This is a genomic window from Amycolatopsis sp. QT-25 (assembly GCF_029369745.1).
Classification (GTDB): domain Bacteria; phylum Actinomycetota; class Actinomycetes; order Mycobacteriales; family Pseudonocardiaceae; genus Amycolatopsis.
Window position 1 is genome coordinate 6988145 of sequence record NZ_CP120210.1, and the last position, 17197, is coordinate 7005341.

Consider the following 17197-nt stretch of genomic DNA (forward strand, 5'->3'; position numbering starts at 1 on the left):
CCGCGAGGCGTTCACCCGGTCACGGTGCGAGTTCGACCACGGTCACCCCGGCCTGAGCCGGCACCGGGTCGGTCATCTCCGCGAGTACCGCGGGGACGTCGTCGAGGCCGACCCGGTTGCCGATCATGTCCCTGAGGTCGATTCCGGCGGTCTCCACCACCCGCAGCATCTCGGGGTACTCGTGCGCCTGGAGTCCGTGGATGCCGACGATCTCCAGCTCCCCGCCGATCACCCGGTGCATCGGGATCGGCGCGATGCCCTGCGCGGGCGGCATCAGCCCGGCCTGGACGTGGCGTCCGCGCTTCCGGAGGCTGCCGACCGAGGCCGCGCAGGTCCCCGGCGAGCCGAGACAGTCGAGGGAGACGTGCGCGCCGCCGCCGGTCAGATCCCGGACGTGTGCGGCGACGGCCTCGTGCCCGTCGAACGCCGAAGCGTCCACACTCACCGCGGCGCCCATTCGCGAGGCCAGCGCCCTGGCCCGCGGCGACGGGTCGACGGCGACGACCGAAGCACCGGCCGCGACGGCCAGCAGGACCGCCGACACGCCGACGCCGCCACAGCCGTGGACCGCCACCCACTGGCCGGGCCGGACCCCGCCTTGGCGCAGCACCGCCCGGAACGCCGTCCCGAACCGGCAGCCCAGCGCCGCCGCTTCGGGTGAGGACAGCGAGTCCGGCAGCGCCACGAGGTTGACCTCGGCGTTCTCGATGGCGACGTAGTCGGCGAACGAGCCCCAGTGGGTCGCGCCCGGCTGGAACTCGCGGTCGCAGATCTGCTGGTCACCGGCCGCGCACTGCGCGCAGGTGCCACAGGCGCACACGAACGGCACCGTCACCCGGTCGCCGACCGACCAGCCGCGGACATTCCCGCCGAGCGACGCGATCCGGCCGGCGAGTTCGTGTCCGGCGACGTGTGGCAACTTCACCGACGTGTCGTGCCCTTGCCAGGAGTGCCAGTCGCTGCGGCACACCCCGGTCGCCTCCACGGCGATCACCACCCCGCCCGGCGGCGTGGCCGGATCCGGCACATCGCGTACCTCGGGCAGCACCCCGAACTCCTCGAAGACGACCGCCCGCACCCGTGCTCCTTGCTGTCTGTCGGTGAACCCGCGTCCGTGACCGAATCCGGCACGGCGCTACGTTCCCGCCTCCCGGCCGCGCTGCACCACGAGGCCCTCGCCAGGCACCGTACACCGGGCCGCCCGCCCGCGCGGCGGCCCCAAAAGCCGCGACAGGGACCGCTCCGGTACCCCGAGGACCTCCTCGAGATTTTTCAGCACCAGCAAGGATTCCGGCCGTTCCGGACGGCAGCGGCCGGACTGCCAGTGGCTCAGCGTCGCGAGACTGACCGAGCACCCCCGCCCTCGCAACCGATACCGGATCCGATCGAGGCCGAGGCCTCTCGCCCTGATCGCCGCCCTGAGGGCGTCCGCGAAGGGCCCTGTCTCCAGCAGCCTCCTGAGTTCACGTCCTTCCGCCACCCCCCGGTCGATGGTGTGTGTCCGCTGACCGGTCATCGTCATCGCCTTCGCACGCTCGCTAGCCACCCGGAACAGCGCAGCCTAGGCGGGTGGACACATGATCGGAAGGGTCTTCGATCACCTATCGGCCCGGCATGCGGGTGAAGTGCCGAGAGCCGAATTATGCAGGGACGTAGGGAAAATTCCCACCGCGCGCACCGTTCGAAACGCGTCCACAGTGGACACGCCGGTCAGCGCATGGCGACCGACAGGGCTTGCGCGATCTCCTTGCCGATCGCGTGGGTCGCCGCGTCCGGCGGCGAACCGACCTTGACCACCATGGGGCCGCCGAACGGCTGGCGTTCGACGACCTCGATCCGCTCGCCGAGGCCGATCGCGTGCTCGGTCAGATAGCGCAGGAGTTCCGGATCGGTGTCCCAGACGCGGACGATCTCGCCGACCGCGCCGGGCGGGAGGTCGTCGAGGATGCGCATCGGCATCTCCTCGACACTGCCGTCCGGGGCGGGGATGGGGTCGCCGTGCGGGTCGCGCACCGGGTTGCCGAGCTTCGCCGCGATCCGTTCGACGAGCCTGTCCGACACCGCGTGTTCGAGCGCGTCGGCCTCGGCGTGCACCTCGTCCCAGGTGTAGCCGAGCTCGGACACCAGGTACGTCTCGATCAGCCGGTGCCGGCGGAGCACCGAGCGGGCGAGCAGCCTGCCTTCGGTGGTCAGCTCGATGCCCCGGTACGGGACGTGCGCGACCAGGCCGAGCTGGGACAGCTTGGTGACCATGCCGGACGCGGAAGACGGGCTGACCTCCAGCCGTCCGGCCAGCGACGTGTTGGTGACGGCTTCACCGCGTTCCACCAGCCCGTAGATCACCCGGACGTAGTCCTCGACGGACGACGACCTGCGGCTTGCCCCTTCACCCATACCCCGGAGTTTACGGCTTGGCTCACCTCGCGTGCGGCCGCCAGCGGTACCGGATCCAGCCGGGGACGGGCTCGGCGCCGAGCTGGGCGTAGAACGCCTCGCCCTTCTCGTTGCCCTCCTGCATGTCCCATTCGACCCGGCCGGGCGTCCGCGCGCCCAGCTCTTCGAGCAACTCCTGCCCGAGGCCGGAACGGCGGTGTTCCGGGCGTACGAAGAGATCGTCCAGCCAGATCCCGGGCCTGGCCTCCCAGGTGGAGAAATTCCAGCTGCAGAAGGCGAAGCCCGCGACCTTGTCCGGCTCACCCGGAGGGGTGGCCAGCAGCACCCAGGCCTTCGGGTCGGGCCCGAAGAGGAACCCGGCCAATTCCTGCCTGTCGAGCTTCAGATCGTGTTTGTCCTCGTAGACCGCGTGCTCCTCGATGAGCGCGCAGATCTCCTCGATGTCGTCCGCGATCGCGTCCCGCACCGGCATGGCTCTCAGCTCCGTTCGTAGACGATGTCGCCGCCGACCGCGGTGGCGACGACGTGAATCGAATCCAAAGTGGACTCGTCGGTCGGGTCGGCCGAGAGGACGGCGAAGTCCGCGAGCTTACCGGGCTCCAGCGTGCCCAGGTCCTTTTCGGCGAAAGCGGCGTACGCGGAACCGTAGGTGTACGCGTGCAGGGCTTCGGCGGGTGTGAGCCGCTCATCGGGACCCAGCACGACGCCGGAGGCGGTCTTCCTCCGCACCATGTCGGCCAGCGCGAGCAGCGGGGCGCCCTCGACGACCGGGCGGTCGGAACTGGCGGGCAGCACACATCCCACGTCGAGCAGGCTCTTGAGCCGGTAACACCACGGTTCGCGCTCGGGGCCGAGCGCGGCCCGCATCCCGTCGCCGATCTCGTTGACGAACCGGCCCTGCGGCGAGGCGATGAGCCCCAGCGACGCCAGCCGCTTCAGCTCCTCCGGCCGCAGCACCGCGCAGTGCTCGACGCGGTGGCGGTGATCAGGCCGCGGGTCGGCCTTGAGCGCGGCCTCGTAGGCGTCGAGGACGACGGTGATCGCGCGGTCGCCGATGGCGTGCGTGGCGATCTGCCAGCCGGCCTTGTGCGCGGCGGCGATCGTCCGCGCGATCTCGTCCTCGGGCACCTGGAAGTAGCCGACGTTGTCCGGCTCGCCCGCGAACGGCTCGTGCATCGCGCAGGTCCGGCCGATCAGCGAACCGTCGGCGAACAGTTTCATCGCGCCGATCCGCAGCCATTCGTCGCCGAAACCGGTGCGCATCCCCAGGTCGAGCCCATACAGCGCTGATGGCTCCTCGGCGGGAAAGCGGGCACCGGCGTCCAGGTCGTGGAGCACGCTCGCCGCGACCATCACCGTGCTCCGCACCCGCAGCACACCGCGATCGCGCGCCAGCTGGTACGCGGCGAGTTCGGCGGGGGTCTCCCCCACCAGCCCCCCGCCGATCCCGGCCTCCTGGACGCTCGTGATGCCTTCGGCCAGGTACCGCTCGCTCGCCCGGTCCAGGCCGCGGACGACGGTCTCGACCGGTGTCGGGTAGGTCAGCGGCCGCAGCATGAGCTGGGCCTGTTCGGCGAGCAGCCCGGTCGGCGAGCCGTCCTCGTCGCGGACGACGTCGCCGCCCACGGGCACGTTCGGCAGGTCCAGCCGCTCCAGCACCGCGGAGTTGACCACGGTCATGTGCCCGGACGTGTGCTTGAGCCGCACGAGATGGCCGGGAGCGGCGCGGTCGAGCCCCTGCCGCGTCGGATGGCCGCCGGCGAGCTTGTTCTGGTCGTAGCCGCTGCCGATGATCCAGCCGCCCGGCGGCGTTTCGGCCGCGCGCCGCGCGACGGCGTCGTACACCTCGTCGACGCTGCGGCAAGCCGAGAGCGCGACGTCGTCGAGCGCCATGCCGAACCAGGCCATGTGGTTGTGCGCGTCGTGGAAACCGGGCACCACCACCGAGCCGCCGAGGTCGACGCGGTGCTTGGCGGAAAGCGCAGAAAGCGCGGAAGCGTCCTCGCCCAACGCCACAATCCGTCCGTGCAGCACCGCGAGCGCCGCGAATTCCTCCCTGCCGGTGAGGAATCGGGCGTGCTCGTAGACCGTGTCGACCCGCATGGATTCGACCCTATCGATCGATCGATCGGTCGTCTAGGCTCGGCGTCATGAGCACCGTGGACTACGCAACCGACGACGGCATCGCGGTCCTGTGGCTGAACCGCCCGGAGCGACTCAACGCGGTGGTCGCCGAACTGATCGACGACCTGCTGGAGGCACTCGACGCGGCCGCCCGCTCCGACGCGCGGGCGGTGGTGCTCGCGGGGCGAGGACGGGCGTTCTGCGCCGGTCACGATCTCAAGGAGCCCACCCCCGAGGGTGACTCACGCCGGCGGCTCGACCGGCTACAGGACGTGACACGTCGCCTGCGCGGGCTCCGCCAGCCCGTGATCGCCGCGGTCCACGGTTACGCGATCGGCGCGGGCGCCGAGTTCGCGATGGGCTGCGACCTGATCCTCGCCGCCGAAGACGCGGTGTTCGCCTTCCCCGAGGTCTCGCTGGGCCTGAGCGTCACCGGCGCGGCGTCGCGCCTGCTACCGCTGCTGGTCGGCCCGCTCAAGGCCAAGGAACTCCTGCTGCTGGGCGAACGGGTGAGTGGCACCAAGGCCCGGGAACTCGGCCTGGTCAACGCCACCCTGCCCGCCGACGACCTGATGGACACCGCGCTCGCGTGGGCGGCCAGGATCGCGGCGCATCCGGCGGCCGCGGCCACGATGGCCAAACGCGCCCTCGATTCCGGCATCGACGGTTCGCTCGACGCCGCGCTCGAACTCGAAGTCAGTCACGCGCTGATCACCGAACACTCCGCCGAGGTCGCCGCCTCGGCCGAGGCCTTCCGGAACCGGACATGACCTCGCTCGCCGGGATCGACACCCTCCTCGGGCTGACCACCAGGGCCGCCGCCCGCTGGCCGGACAAGACGGCGTGGATCTTCGACTCCACCGGTGAGAGCTTCACGTTCGCCGACGTCGACGCGCGCAGCACGGAGTTCGCCCGCGCGCTGCTGGCGCTGGGCGTGAAGCCGGGTGACAGGGTCGCGGTGATGCTCCGCAACCAGCCCGAATTCCCGTTGCTGTGGCTGGCCTTGGCCAAGATCGGCGGCGTGCTCGTCCCGGTCAACACCGGGTACCGCGAGTTCGACGGCGCCCACGTGCTCCGGCATTCCGGCGCCAGGTTCGCCGTCGCGGCCGAGGAATTCCTGGAGCTGCTGGCCGGTATCGCGCCGGAGACAGCGTTGGAACGCGTGCTCACGCCCGGCGAACTGACCGGTGGCGGGGCCACCCCGGATTTCGCGAGCGAAGGCGAACGCCCGGTCAACATCCAGTACACCTCGGGCACCACCGGCGCGCCCAAGGGCTGCGTACTGCCGAACCGGTACTGGACGACCTTGGCGATCAGCCTGGCCACGGACTTCCCCATGGTCGGCGCCGACGACGTCGTCCTGACCGCGCAACCGTTCCACTACATCGATCCACAGTGGAACGTCGCGCTGGGGCTCGCGGGCGGCGCGACACTGGTGGTGCTCGACCGCTTCCACCCGTCCACGTTCTGGGCGAAGGTCCGCGAACACGGCGTCACCTGGTTCTACTGCCTCGGCCTGATGCCCACCCTCCTGCTGCGTCAGCCGGAAAGCGAGCTGGACAAGGCACACCAGGTCCGCGCGATCTGCGCCTCGGCCATCCCCCGTGACCTGCACGCCACACTCGAAGCACGCTGGGGCGCGCCGTGGTACGAGGCCTTCGGCATGACCGAGACCGGCGGTGACATCCGGATGTACCCCGCGGACCACGAGGAGACGGTCGGCACCGGGTGCCTCGGCAGGCCCGCGCCCACGCGTGAGGTGATGATCGCGGACACGGCCGGGAAACCACTGCCCCGAGGGGAAACCGGTGAGCTGCTGATCCGCGGGGTCGGCCTGATGCACGGGTACCACGACGACCCCGAGGCGACCAGGCGCGCGTTCGACGACGGCTGGTTCCACACCGGTGATCTGGCCACAATGGACGCCGAGGGCCGCGTCTACTACGTGGGCCGCACCAAGGACATGATCCGCCGCAGCGGTGAGAACATCTCCGCCGACGAGGTCGAGCGGGCATTGCAGCTGCATCCGGCGGTCAAGCTCGCCGCCGTCATCGCGGTGCCGGACGACATCCGCGGCGAGGAGGTCAAGGCGTATCTCGTCCTCGACGAAAACGAGGGACACCGGTGCGAACCGGCCGAGCTCGCGGAGTTCTGCTCGGCGAAGCTGGCCTACTTCAAGGTTCCCCGGTTCTGGGCGCTCGTGGCGGAACTGCCGATGACGCCGTCGGAACGGGTCGCGAAGGGCGAACTGAAGAAGGCGGAGGACCTGCGCGCGGGTTCCTGGGACAGGGTCACCGGGACATGGCTCTGAACATGGACTCCCGGCGGGGCAGCGACCCTCGGCGAGAAAGGGGACCGCGAGCCGTGAACACCCGCGAAAGAGTCCGGCAGGCCGCGGTGAAACTGTTCGCCACCAAGGGGTTCCACGGCACCGGCATCCGGGATCTGGCGCTGGCGGCGGAGCTGTCCTCCGCCAGCCTCTACCACTACATGGGCACCAAAGAGGACCTGCTGGTGGCCATCATGAACGAGTCGCTGCGGCGGTTGCTCGACGCGGCCGAGCAGGCGACCGCCGGGCTCACCGATCCCGTGTCGCGGCTCGGCTCCCTGGTCGCGCTGCACGTGCTCGCCCACGCCATTCAGCCGGATGACACCCGCGTGGTGGACAACGAGGTCCACGCCCTCACCCCCGGCGCCAGGGCCGGGGTGGTCGGCCTGCGCGACGCCTACGAAAGGCTGTGGGCGGACGCCATCGAAGACGGGGTCGCGGTGGGCGTCTTCCGCACCGATCAGCCTTCGGTCACCCGGCTCGCGCTGGTGGAGATGTGCAGCGGGGTCGCGCGCTGGTACTCGCCGAGCGGGCCGCTCACCCTGGACCAGCTGGCCGTCCATTACGCGGAACTGGCGCTGCGGGCGCTCGCCTCCGAACGCCGGCTGGACCGCGCGGCGCTGCAAAACTGCCGTGAAGTGGTCTCAAGAGTGTGGCGAGTGCCCGTTTAGCGGCGACTTTAGGTCCGTACGCCTTGCTCAGACGGCTTGTCTGAGGGACGCTCGAAGGGTGACTGAGCAAACGATCCAACTCGAACTGGACGACTCGGGTCTCTCGCCGGCGTTGCCGGTGCCTTCGAACCCCCGTGATCAGGTGCAGGACGTCCCCTACCGCCCGGTGGGATTCCGGGACGACGACCTGCCCACGGCGCTCGAACGGTGCGCGACATGGCTACGCCAGGCTCAGGAGTGGCTCGGGGAACCGGTCGATGTGCTGGCCGTCCATCTCGACTACGACGACCGCCAGGGTTCGCCGTACTACGACGTGAAACTTCTCTGCAACGAGGAGGACCTCGCCGGGGTCCCGATCGCGATGCGGAATCAGAAGGACGAGGACGAGGACTAGCGAGACCGACGCAATGAAGGGGCCTTTCATCGCGAAATTTGCGATGAAAGGCCCCTTCATTGCGCGTGGCGGGTGCCCGCGTGGGTCGAGTGGGTCGTGCGTGCCGATTCGGGTTCTGACCCGAATCGGCACGCACGACCACCTGTACCCACGTCTCAGCCCAGGGTGCCCCCGACCTTGACGTGTCCCTTGAGCAGGTTGCGCGCGATGGTCCGGCGCTGGATCTCGTCGGTGCCCTCGTAGATCCGCAGCAGCCGCAGTTCGCGGTACCAGCGCTCGACCGGCAGTTCCCGCGTGTAGCCCATCCCGCCGTGGATCTGCAGGACGCGGTCGACGATCTCGTTCGCCTTCACGCCGCCGTACAGCTTCGCCATCGACTGCGCGTGCCGCGAGTCCAGCTTCCGGTCGACCTGCCAGGCGGCGTGCAGCACCAGCCAGCGCAGGGCCTCCAGTTCGGTGCCGGAGTCCGCGATCATCCACTGGATGGCCTGGCGCTCGGCGATTTTCTGCCCGAACGTCTCCCGCGTGTTGGCGTGCTCGATCGCCATCGAGATCAACCGCTCGCAGGAGCCGATCGCGCGGGCGGGCAGCAGGTAGCGGCCTGCCCCGATCCACTGCATGGCCAGGTCGAACCCGTGGCCGAGCTCACCGAGGATCTGCGTCTCCGGCACGCGGACGTCCTCGAAGACCAGCGCGGCAGGCCCCCATTCGCCCATGGTGTCGATGTACTCGGACTTCCAGCCCGCGTCGCGGTCGACGAGGAAGCAGGTGACGCCGCCGTTCGCGCCCTTCTCCGGGTCGGTGATCGCGAAGACCATCACGAAGTCGGCCTCGTTGCCGCCGGTGATGAAGGTCTTCTCGCCGTTGATCACCCAGTCGGTGCCGTCCTTGCGGGCCGAGGTCCGGATGGCCTTGGCGTCCGAACCCGCGCCGGGTTCGGTGATCGCGAAGCACGATTTGCGCTCGCCCGAGATCGTCGGGAGCAGATAGCGCTCCTTCTGCTCGTCGTTGGCGTAGTACAGGATGTTGTCCGCCGAGCCGCCGAAGCGGAACGGCACGAACGTGCGGCCGAGTTCGGCTTCCAGCAGCGCGGTCATCACCGCCGACAGGCCCATGCCGCCGTACTCCTCGGGCGTCTGCACACCCCAGAAGCCGGACTCCTTGGCCTTCAGCTGGAGTTCGCGCAGCTCGTCGGAGGTCAGGCCGGGCTGTCCGGCGCGTTCGCGGCGCAGCACTTCCTGCTCACGCGGCATCAGATCGCGCTGGACGAAGGTGCGCACCCAGTCGCGTACCTCGCGTTCCTCGACGCTCAGAGAGAAATCCATGGTCAGCCCGCTCCCGTTCGACAGTGACCCAGCGCTGACTAAGCGCTCGCTTAGTTCAGCGTACCGCGTCGCTTGTCGTTCGCCGAGGAGTTGTCATAAGTTTTCGCAACCTGTTCCCGTCCCGGCGAAGGGCACCCATGAGCACGGCAGTACCCGCCACGAAGCGGGATCGCACCCACTACCTCTATCTGGCGGTCATCGCGGCGGTGGTGCTCGGCATCGCCGTCGGCATCCTGTTCCCCGCCCTCGGCAAGGAACTGAAGCCGCTCGGGACCGGGTTCGTGAACCTGATCAAGATGATGATCTCGCCGATCATCTTCTGCACGATCGCGCTCGGCGTCGGCTCGGTGGCGAAGGCCGCGAAGGTCGGCCGCGTCGGCGGGCTCGCGCTCGGCTACTTCCTGATCATGTCGACGGTCGCGCTGGTCATCGGCCTGGTCGTCGGCAACATCCTGCAGCCCGGCAGCGGACTGCACCTGACCCCGGAGATCGCCGAAAAGGGCCAAGGCCAGATCGCCAAGAGCGAGGGCACCGTCGAATTCCTCCTCGGGATCATCCCGAAGACGCTGGTCTCGGCGTTCACCGAGGGCGAGGTGCTGCAGACGCTGCTGGTCGCCCTGCTCGCCGGGTTCGCGTTGCAGAAACTCGGCACGAAGGGCGAGCCGATCCGCCGCGGCATCGAGCACATCCAGCGGCTCGTGTTCCGGATCCTCGCGATGATCATGTGGGCGGCCCCGGTCGGCGCGTTCGGCGCGATCGCCGCCGTCGTCGGCGAGACCGGCTGGAAGGCACTGCAGAGCCTCGCGGTGATCATGCTCGGCTTCTACCTCACCTGCGCGCTGTTCGTGTTCGTGGTTTTGGGGCTGATCCTCGGCCTGCTCGCCAGGGTCAACATCTTCAAGCTGCTGAAATACCTCGGCCGCGAGTTCCTGCTGATTCTTTCGACGTCGTCCTCCGAGTCGGCGCTGCCGCGGCTGATCGCGAAGATGGAGCACGCCGGCGTCTCCAAACCCGTGGTCGGCATCACCGTGCCGACCGGGTACTCGTTCAACCTCGACGGCACCGCGATCTACCTGACGATGGCGTCCATCTTCATCGCCGACGCGCTCGACAAACCGTTGACCATCGGCGAGCAGATCTCCTTGCTGGTGTTCATGATCATCGCCTCGAAGGGTGCCGCCGGGGTCACCGGCGCGGGGCTCGCGACGCTGGCCGGGGGATTGTCCTCGCACCGGCCGGAACTGGTGGACGGCGTCGGGTTCATCGTCGGCATCGACCGGTTCATGTCCGAGGCCCGCGCGCTGACGAATTTCGCGGGCAACGCCGTCGCGACCGTGCTGATCGGCACCTGGACCAACGAGATCGACCGCGAGCAGCTCGACCGGACGCTCGACGGCCGATCGCCGTTCGACGAAGCGACGCTGCTCGACGAAAACGCGAGTGATCCCGGTGCGGGATCGAGTGAAGACGCTACTCAACCGAACACTCGATGATCGGGTGCGGGATCAGGTGAAGACGCCACTCAACGAACACTCGATGATCGGGTGCGGGATCAGGTAAAGACGCCACTCAACGAACACTCGATGATCGGGTGCGGGATCAGGTAAGAAGGACACGTGATCGAATGTGCGGTCCGCTGGTCCCCGCCCCTGCCCGCCGAACCCCGGTTCCTGGCCTTGCTCGACGAGCTGGAGCAAGGCCGGTACGGGAACTACCGCCAGGACATCGACAAACGCCGGTTCCTGACCGGTCGCGTCCTGGCGAAGACCGTCGCCGCCGAGCGGCTCGGCCTGGCCGTCGAGGACGTGAGCTTCGACGCGACCTGCGATGACTGCGGAAAACCACACGGCCGCCCCAGTGTCCCCGGTGCGCCGCTGATGTTGTCGATCTCGCATTCCGGCGACCTCATCGGCGTCGCGGCCACCGCCGGGACACCGGTCGGCCTCGACGTCGAGACGGCCACCAGGCGTGCCGAGGACTCGCTCATGGAGTACGCGCTGACCCCCGCCGAGCTGGCCGCGATCTCCGGGCTCGCCGACGACGAACGCGCGACGGCGTTCTTCACCTATTGGACGCGCAAGGAAGCGGTCATGAAGGCCACCGGAAAGGGCCTCAAGATCCCGCTGCAGAGCATCACGTTCTCCGGCTACGACGAGCGGGCGCGGCTGGTCCGGTCGAGCCACCAGGCCCTCGACCCGGACCGGACCCGGCTCGCGGACCTGAAGGCCGCCGAAGGCTACCGAGCCGCCGTCGCGCTGCTGACCTCGGACGACATCTCGGTCACCGAAGCCTTCGCGACCCTCTGACTCCGCTGTACGCCCCCAATCACGCGAGTGCGCCCTCCAATCCCGCCGGCGACGCGTGAAAGGCCCCCTCACCGCGTCCAGCGCAGGCAAGCGGCGGCACCGAGCGCCCCGAACGCCCGCAATTCGTCACCTGCTTGCAGGTGACGAATTGCGGGCAGTGCTAGCTCTCCAGGCCCATGGCGGCCAGCAGGGTGCGGAACTTCGCCGAGGTCTCGTCGAGTTCGGCCCGCGGGTCGGACGCGGGCACGATGCCGCCGCCGGCGTACAGCCGCATGGAGGTGTCGGCGATCTCCGCGCACCGGATCCCCACGGCCCATTCGCCGTCCCCGGCCGCGTCGACCCAGCCGACGGCGCCCGCGTAGTACGCGCGGTCGAACGGCTCGAGTTCCCGCACCAGCGCGCGGGCGGCGGCGGTCGGCGTACCGCAGACGGCGGGTGTCGGGTGCAACGCGGCGGCGAGGTCCAACGCGGTGATGTGCTGGTCGAGCAGCTCACCGGTCACGGTGGTCGAGAGGTGCCAGATCGCCGGCGTGGAGACGAGTTCGGGGCCGCGGACGTCGAGCGTGCGGCAGAACGGCCGCAGGGTCTCCACGACGGACTCCACCACCACGGCGTGTTCGACGTGGTCCTTTTCGGACGCCAGCAGTGCCGCACCGTTCGCCTTGTCGATCGCCGGGTCCGCCGACCGGGGCATCGACCCGGCGTGCGGCCGGGACAAGACAGCCCCGCCGGTGCGGGACAGCAGGAGCTCGGGGGTGGCGCCGACCAGCGTGCGCCCGCCGGGCAGCCGCGCGGCGTACGTGGTGTGCCGAGGGTTTCCGTTCGCCAGGTTCCGGACGACGTCGGCGACCGGAACGGCCGCGGAGAAGTCGAGATCGAGCGCGCGGGCCAGGACGACCTTGCGCAGGTCCCGGTCGCCCAGCGCCGAGACGGCCGCGCGGACGGCGGCCAGATGCGCCTCCGGCTCGGGCACGGGAGTGACCTTGACCGGCTGCGGAAGCGCGGTGCGCGATGGGACGGCCGCGTGCTCGGACGTCGCGCGACGGACCGCACGGGGCAGGACCAGGTGCCCCGGCAGCGAGGTGGTGTCGAAGGGCAGCACACCGACCGCGATCGACGAGCCCGAGTCGGCGAACAGCCCGGGGAGCGCCCCGGAGAGCCGCGCCGGATCGGTGTCGGTCGCGGTGGCCGCGGTCCCGCTCGCGAGAAGCGCGTGCCGCGCCGTGGCCAGGAGGAAGTCGCCCCGCTCGTAGCGGGCGACCAGGTCTGCCGGGGTCGCCGGTGCGGTACTGGTCGTCACCCCACCAGCGTCCCAGGCTCCGGCTGAGACCAGGGAAAAGTGTTGTCCGGGCAACAGCCTCGCGAACAACACCTTCCCCCGGGCAACCCTGTGACCTGGGCGGAAGCGTTACTTCAGCGCCTCGAGAAGGGCCTCGCGCTGCCGCTCGCCCAGTCCGGCGGCACGCCGGTCCGGGTCGATCCCGGCCTGCTCCAGCAGGGCGGCGACCTTGACCGCGCCCAGGCCGGGCACGGCCTTCAGCAGCTGCGTGACCTTCGTCTTGCCGATGGTCTTGTTCTCCTTGGCCTGCTTGAGCACCTTGTCGATGCTCTCCTTGCCGGACTTGATCGACGCAAGCAGCTCGGAGCGCGCTTTGCGAGCCTCAGCCGCCTTGGCGAGGGCATCGGCGCGCTGCTCCGGAGTCAACGTGGGCAGAGCCAACGTAGTAGTCCTTTCATCTCAGGTCTCCGCTTTCGCGGCCGACGGCCTTTGAACCATGCTTGCAAGAGCAAGCGCTGGCCAGCCGTCTCTGTACCACGGCTCCAGTAAACGCCACCCGTTCCTCGGCCGTGAAACCGACACGCACTTATTACCCCTCGACCACGCCGCGGGCAACCCGCCCCAGCCTGCGGAAACACGCCGTTCGGGCGGCGATTCGCCCGTGTTCATCACCCTTATGAGCGATGTCCGGACTTCGCCCTGTCAGCCATTTTTCGTTTCATGGCAGGAGAAATACGAATCGTCGACGATCTTGCCCCGAACCGGGGAACACCCGTTAGCGCGACACTGTGACCGAACGGTTGCCTGTGATGTTACTGACCGGTTCACCCCTCCCGGATTAGAGTCGGCGCAACCCCAGTTCACCGGAGAACGAGCACTACGGGAGTACACGATGTTGAGCACGATGCAGGACGGACAGCTGTCACTGGGCAAGCTGCTCCGCCACGGCACCACGGTGCACTCCGCGAGCGAAGTCATCACCTGGACCGGTTCAGAAGCCCGCCGGGAGACCTACGGCGAACTCGGCAGGCACGCCGCCCGCCTCGCGAACGCGCTCCGGGGCCTCGGCATCACCGGTGACCAGCGCGTCGGCACCTTCATGTGGAACAACGCCGAGCACATGGCCGCGTACGTGGCCATCCCCGCCATGGGCGCCGTGCTGCACACGCTCAACATCCGGCTGTTCCCCGAACAGCTGGTCTTCGTCGCCAACCACGCCGAGGACCAGGTCGTGATCGTCGACGGCACGCTGGTCCCGCTGCTGGCCAAGCAGCTGCCCGAGCTGAAGACCGTGCGTCACGTCATCGTGGCCAACGGAGACGCCTCCACGCTGACGGCACCGGACGGCGTCCAGGTGCACTCCTACGACGAGCTGCTGGCAGGCCAGCCGGACACCTTCGACTGGCCCGACGTGGACGAGCGGTCCGCCGCCGCGATGTGTTACACCTCGGGCACCACGGGTGACCCGAAGGGCGTCGCGTACTCCCACCGGTCGATCTGGCTGCACTCGATGCAGGTCACGATGTCCGACAGCATGCGGCTGGCCCAGCACGACAAGGCCCTCGCGATCGTCCCGATGTTCCACGCGATGGCCTGGGGCATGCCGTACGCGGCGTTGATGGTCGGCGCCTCGCTGCTGATGCCGGACCGGTTCCTCCAGCCCGCCCCGATCGCGCAGATGCTCGGCGTCGAGAAGCCGACCTTCGCCGGCGCCGTCCCGACGATCTGGCAGGGCCTGCTGTCCCACCTCGACGCGAACCCGCAGGACATCTCCCATCTGCGTGAGGTCGTCGTCGGCGGCTCGGCCGCGCCGCCGTCGCTGATGCACGCCTTCGAAGACCGCTACGGCGTGCCGATCCTGCACGCCTGGGGCATGACCGAGACGTCGCCACTGGGCAGCGTCGCGCGTCCGCCCGCCGCCGCGACCGGCGAGAAGGCGTGGGACTACCGCTACACCCAGGGCCGGTTCCCGGCGTCCGTCAGCGCCAGGCTGATCGGCGACGACGGCGAAGAACTGCCGTGGGACAACGAAAGCGTCGGCGAGCTCGAGGTGCAGGGCCCGTGGATCGCGGCGTCGTACCACAGCGGCACGAGCGGTGACGAGCCCGATCCGGAAAAATTCCACGACGGCTGGCTCCGCACCGGCGACGTCGGCAAGATCAGCCCGGACGGCTATCTCACGCTGACCGACCGCGCGAAGGACGTCATCAAGTCCGGCGGCGAGTGGATCTCCTCGGTGGACCTGGAAAACCAGGTGATGGCGCATCCCGCGGTGGCCGAGGCGGCGGTGGTCGGCATCCCCGACGAGAAGTGGGACGAGCGGCCGCTGGTCGCCGTCGTGCTCAAGGAGGGCCAGGACGTCACGGCCGAGGAACTGCGCGAGTTCCTGTCCGACAAGGTCGCGAAGTGGCAGCTTCCGGAGAATTGGACCTTTGTGGACGAAGTCCCGAAGACCAGCGTCGGCAAGTTCGACAAGAAGCGGCTGCGGGCGTTCCACTCCGAAGGCAAACTCGACGTCAGTCAGCTCTAACGGGTTAATCTCCCGCGCGCCTGCCGTTCCGTGAAGGCCACCGTGTTTTACAAAGACACAGGGCCATGTTGGCGATGTGCCTCAGGGACTCCGGTCCCCGTTAGGTGGCCTTCACGGCATTCGGCGAAGGGTTTTCGGTGCGTAAGGCGAACAGGCGAGCGTTCCTGGCGATGGCGGGGACCACCGCGCTCTCCGCCTGTGGGTCCAACACCGTCCAAACCGGAAACCCGCCCCCTTCGACGGCCTACTCCGCCGGGGTGACCGAGCCGAAGCCGCAACCCGTGGACCTCACGCAGTGGTACCACCCGTATCCCGAAGCCGGTGTCCAAGAAGCCGTCACGCGCTACGCGGCCGCGTACCACAAGTCCGAGGTCGCGGTGCGGTGGAATCCCGACGACTACGAGACGAAACTGAACGCCGCGCTGCAAACAGGGCCGGTCCCGGACGTCTTCGAAGGCCAGGTCACCGTCGATCGCGTCCGGCAGAACCTCCTCTTGCCGCTCGACGACGTCGTCGGCCCCGTGCGCGGGGATTTCCCTCCCTCCGTCTTGGCGGCACAGACGGTCGACGGCAGGCTTTACGGCATCCCCCAGGCACTGGACGCCCAGGTTCTCTTCTACCGCAAGAGTTTCCTGCAGGAGGCCGGGGCGCAGCCGCCGCAGACGCTCGGTGAACTCGTCGACGCGGCGAGGAAACTGTCCAGGGACGGCGTCAAAGGACTGTTCGCCGGCAACGACGCGGGCGCGGCGGCGCTGGCCGGACCACTGCTGTGGTCGGCCGGGCTCGACTACGTCAAGGACGGCAAGTCGGTCGGTTTCGACGATCCACGCGCCGCCACGACCTTCGCGAAACTCCACGAGCTCAACGGTTCGCTGCTGTTCGGCGGTTCGACGGACTGGGCGGATCCGCTCCCGTTCATCGACGGGCTCACCGCCATGCAGTGGACCTGGCTGTGGAACCTGCCGAAGATCCAGGACGCCGTGAAGGACGACTTCGGGATCCTGGCCTTCCCGCGGCTCGACGCGGCGGGCGCGCCGTCCGTCCCGGTCAGCGGGCTGAGCGCGATGGTGCACTCCAAGAGCCTGAACCCCGACGCCGCCAAGGACTTCGTCAAGTGGCTGTGGCTGGAACGCACCGACTTCCAGCAGGAGTTCGCCACCGAGTTCGGTTTCCACCTGCCCGCGCGGCTGAGCGTGCTCGACAAGGTCGCCGCGGCGGCCGACGCGGCGAAGCTGGTCAAGGAGAACGGCCGCGCCGCCGGTCCACTGTGGACTCCGGTGGCGAACACCGCGCTCGTCGACGCGCTGGGCCGGATCGCCCGTGACGGCGCGGATCCGGTCGCCGAGACGAAGGCCGCGGTCGAGGCCGTCAAAGCCGAACTGGGTCGCCTGTCCGCGTGAGCCGCCGCGAACGGACGTAGGCGACGATCAGGACCATCGACAGGATCACCGCGCCGCCGTCGGTGACCAGCGTCGGCAGCACGCCTGGCCAGCCGTGTTCGGCGATCGCGGCGCGGTGGACTTCGAACGGCACGACGTACACGCCGGCCGCCTGGCCGATGTTGACCGCGAGCACCGGCCAGAACAGCCACCTACCTCGGAACCACACCAGCAGACCGAGCGCGTTCCCGGCGATGAAGACGTTGCCCACCAGCCGCAACGCGCCGAGGTAGGCGGGCGCGTCACCGGTTTCCACGCCTTTGAGCCGCATGCTCGCTTCGATCAGGTCCAGGTCGATGAGCACGTAGTTCTGCAGCATGGTCCCGAGCACGAAGACGAGCGAACACAGCACCGTGACCAGGCGAATCTTTGGTGTCCAGTACATCACTTCCCCCATTCTCTATCA

Annotated in this window: 17 protein-coding genes; 8 read left to right on the plus strand and 9 right to left on the minus strand. The window is 69.0% G+C overall.

Features of this window, described 5'->3' with window-relative positions; translation table 11 throughout:
* Positions 1-19 precede the first annotated feature (19 nt).
* The 5 genes from P3102_RS32710 to P3102_RS32730 all read right to left on the minus strand — a co-directional run bounded on the left by P3102_RS32710 (position 20) and on the right by P3102_RS32730 (position 4497).
* Complete coding sequence (locus P3102_RS32710; RefSeq protein ID WP_276364483.1) at positions 20-1078, minus strand: alcohol dehydrogenase catalytic domain-containing protein; 1059 nt, start codon at positions 1076-1078, stop codon at positions 20-22.
* A 57-nt stretch (positions 1079-1135) separates the two neighbouring features.
* On the minus strand, positions 1136-1522 hold the full coding sequence (locus P3102_RS32715; protein ID WP_276371462.1) for a transcriptional regulator: 387 nt from the start codon (positions 1520-1522) through the stop codon (positions 1136-1138).
* A gap of 188 nt (positions 1523-1710) precedes the next feature.
* On the minus strand, positions 1711-2394 hold the full coding sequence (locus P3102_RS32720; protein ID WP_276364485.1) for a metal-dependent transcriptional regulator: 684 nt from the start codon (positions 2392-2394) through the stop codon (positions 1711-1713).
* 22 nt (positions 2395-2416) lie between these two features.
* Complete coding sequence (locus tag P3102_RS32725) at positions 2417-2866, minus strand: GNAT family N-acetyltransferase (protein ID WP_276364486.1); 450 nt, start codon at positions 2864-2866, stop codon at positions 2417-2419.
* Positions 2867-2871: 5 nt separating this feature from the next.
* Complete coding sequence (locus P3102_RS32730; RefSeq protein WP_276364488.1) at positions 2872-4497, minus strand: amidohydrolase; 1626 nt, start codon at positions 4495-4497, stop codon at positions 2872-2874.
* Between the two features lie 47 nt (positions 4498-4544).
* Here P3102_RS32730 and P3102_RS32735 point away from each other — a divergent pair, with 47 nt between their 5' ends.
* Genes P3102_RS32735 through P3102_RS32750 form a run of 4 tightly spaced genes read left to right on the plus strand, consistent with a single transcriptional unit; the run spans position 4545 to position 7912 of the window.
* Positions 4545-5288: an enoyl-CoA hydratase/isomerase family protein gene (locus P3102_RS32735; RefSeq protein ID WP_276364489.1), complete on the plus strand. Its 744-nt coding sequence runs from the start codon at positions 4545-4547 to the stop codon at positions 5286-5288.
* Positions 5285-6829 (plus strand): ATP-dependent acyl-CoA ligase, encoded by a 1545-nt coding sequence (locus P3102_RS32740; RefSeq protein WP_276364491.1) that lies wholly within the window; start codon positions 5285-5287, stop codon positions 6827-6829. Before P3102_RS32735 ends, P3102_RS32740 begins: the two co-directional genes overlap by 4 nt.
* Before the next feature lie 53 nt (positions 6830-6882).
* The gene (locus tag P3102_RS32745) at positions 6883-7518 is read left to right on the plus strand and encodes a TetR/AcrR family transcriptional regulator (protein ID WP_276364492.1); all 636 of its coding nucleotides are present in this window, start codon (positions 6883-6885) and stop codon (positions 7516-7518) included.
* 58 nt (positions 7519-7576) lie between these two features.
* Positions 7577-7912 (plus strand): hypothetical protein, encoded by a 336-nt coding sequence (locus P3102_RS32750; protein ID WP_276364494.1) that lies wholly within the window; start codon positions 7577-7579, stop codon positions 7910-7912.
* Between the two features lie 155 nt (positions 7913-8067).
* Here P3102_RS32750 and P3102_RS32755 read toward each other — a convergent pair whose 3' ends face one another.
* The gene (locus tag P3102_RS32755; protein WP_276364495.1) at positions 8068-9237 is read right to left on the minus strand and encodes an acyl-CoA dehydrogenase family protein; all 1170 of its coding nucleotides are present in this window, start codon (positions 9235-9237) and stop codon (positions 8068-8070) included.
* 137 nt (positions 9238-9374) lie between these two features.
* Between P3102_RS32755 and P3102_RS32760 the strand changes: the two genes are divergently transcribed.
* Both P3102_RS32760 and P3102_RS32765 read left to right on the plus strand, forming a co-directional pair.
* A complete protein-coding gene (locus P3102_RS32760) occupies positions 9375-10730 on the plus strand; it encodes a cation:dicarboxylase symporter family transporter (RefSeq protein WP_276364497.1) in 1356 nt (451 codons plus the stop codon).
* A gap of 123 nt (positions 10731-10853) precedes the next feature.
* Positions 10854-11543, plus strand: coding sequence for a 4'-phosphopantetheinyl transferase superfamily protein (locus P3102_RS32765; RefSeq protein ID WP_276364498.1), 690 nt, complete (start codon positions 10854-10856; stop codon positions 11541-11543).
* A gap of 160 nt (positions 11544-11703) precedes the next feature.
* On the opposite strand, the gene P3102_RS32770 is transcribed toward P3102_RS32765, so the two are convergent.
* The gene (locus tag P3102_RS32770) at positions 11704-12843 is read right to left on the minus strand and encodes an isochorismate synthase (RefSeq protein WP_276364500.1); all 1140 of its coding nucleotides are present in this window, start codon (positions 12841-12843) and stop codon (positions 11704-11706) included.
* A 108-nt stretch (positions 12844-12951) separates the two neighbouring features.
* On the minus strand, positions 12952-13263 hold the full coding sequence (gene mihF / locus P3102_RS32775) for an integration host factor, actinobacterial type (RefSeq protein WP_005155963.1): 312 nt from the start codon (positions 13261-13263) through the stop codon (positions 12952-12954).
* 451 nt (positions 13264-13714) lie between these two features.
* Here mihF and P3102_RS32780 point away from each other — a divergent pair, with 451 nt between their 5' ends.
* Positions 13715-15352, plus strand: a complete 1638-nt coding sequence (locus P3102_RS32780) for a long-chain fatty acid--CoA ligase (RefSeq protein ID WP_276364506.1) — start codon at positions 13715-13717, stop codon at positions 15350-15352.
* A 137-nt stretch (positions 15353-15489) separates the two neighbouring features.
* Complete coding sequence (locus tag P3102_RS32785) at positions 15490-16752, plus strand: extracellular solute-binding protein (protein WP_276364507.1); 1263 nt, start codon at positions 15490-15492, stop codon at positions 16750-16752.
* Here P3102_RS32785 and P3102_RS32790 read toward each other — a convergent pair.
* Positions 16721-17176, minus strand: coding sequence for a hypothetical protein (locus P3102_RS32790; protein WP_276364509.1), 456 nt, complete (start codon positions 17174-17176; stop codon positions 16721-16723). The two genes, P3102_RS32785 and P3102_RS32790, sit on opposite strands and share 32 nt — an antisense overlap.
* Positions 17177-17197 lie beyond the last annotated feature (21 nt).

What these genes read in the sequence shown, in the direction of transcription:
- P3102_RS32755 (WP_276364495.1), bottom strand. Translation starts at nt 9,237, where the DNA reads ATGGATTTCTCTCTGAGCGTCGAGGAACGCGAGGTACGCGACTGGGTG.
- P3102_RS32740 (WP_276364491.1), top strand. Translation starts at nt 5,285, where the DNA reads ATGACCTCGCTCGCCGGGATCGACACCCTCCTCGGGCTGACCACCAGG.
- P3102_RS32715 (WP_276371462.1), bottom strand. Translation starts at nt 1,522, where the DNA reads ATGACGATGACCGGTCAGCGGACACACACCATCGACCGGGGGGTGGCG.
- P3102_RS32730 (WP_276364488.1), bottom strand. Translation starts at nt 4,497, where the DNA reads ATGCGGGTCGACACGGTCTACGAGCACGCCCGATTCCTCACCGGCAGG.
- P3102_RS32720 (WP_276364485.1), bottom strand. Translation starts at nt 2,394, where the DNA reads ATGGGTGAAGGGGCAAGCCGCAGGTCGTCGTCCGTCGAGGACTACGTC.
- P3102_RS32780 (WP_276364506.1), top strand. Translation starts at nt 13,715, where the DNA reads ATGTTGAGCACGATGCAGGACGGACAGCTGTCACTGGGCAAGCTGCTC.
- P3102_RS32760 (WP_276364497.1), top strand. Translation starts at nt 9,375, where the DNA reads ATGAGCACGGCAGTACCCGCCACGAAGCGGGATCGCACCCACTACCTC.
- P3102_RS32790 (WP_276364509.1), bottom strand. Translation starts at nt 17,176, where the DNA reads ATGTACTGGACACCAAAGATTCGCCTGGTCACGGTGCTGTGTTCGCTC.
- P3102_RS32735 (WP_276364489.1), top strand. Translation starts at nt 4,545, where the DNA reads ATGAGCACCGTGGACTACGCAACCGACGACGGCATCGCGGTCCTGTGG.
- P3102_RS32725 (WP_276364486.1), bottom strand. Translation starts at nt 2,866, where the DNA reads ATGCCGGTGCGGGACGCGATCGCGGACGACATCGAGGAGATCTGCGCG.